Raw genomic sequence first — 528 nt, forward strand, 5'->3', positions numbered from 1 at the left:
AGTTTATAAAAATATTATTATTCCAACTGATAAAATCCAGCGTTTAGAGCAATTAATTGGATGGACTTACTCCCCTTTATTAATAAACAATATTTTAGATTCTCTTTCCCAAGCTGATGAAAATAAGCTAGTCATTAGCGACATAGGTAACAACGTTAAAACTGACTTTTTTAGCTACGGCATTAAAAGCAACTCGGCTGATTATCAGTTAAATAAAGTAATTAAAGTGATGGGAAGAACATGGGAAATCACACTTAGTGCTTCAGACACATTTATTGAATCACTACACTTGCCGAGTAAATATCAAGCTATTGTCAATGGTGTTTTTTATACCCTTATTTGTATGTTTATAACTTTAATAATTCAGCTGTTTTTTTACCGTAGAGCACAAAGAACACAGCGAAGAATTATCAAAGCTAAACAAAATAAGCATATGCTGCAGCAAACAAATTTAAAATTAGAAAAAGAAGTAAAATTACGCACTAAAGAAATTGCTGATATAAGTATGCTTCAACAAAGTATTTTAAA

Annotated in this window: 1 pseudogene; it reads left to right on the forward strand. The window is 30.1% G+C overall.

From position 1 onward, the window contains the following. Window positions 1-528: pseudogene (locus GQR46_RS20485) on the forward strand (hybrid sensor histidine kinase/response regulator); the annotation flags it as partial.

It is taken from the genome of Pseudoalteromonas sp. Z1A6, from assembly GCF_011378745.1.
Classification (GTDB): Bacteria; Pseudomonadota; Gammaproteobacteria; order Enterobacterales; family Alteromonadaceae; genus Pseudoalteromonas; species Pseudoalteromonas arctica.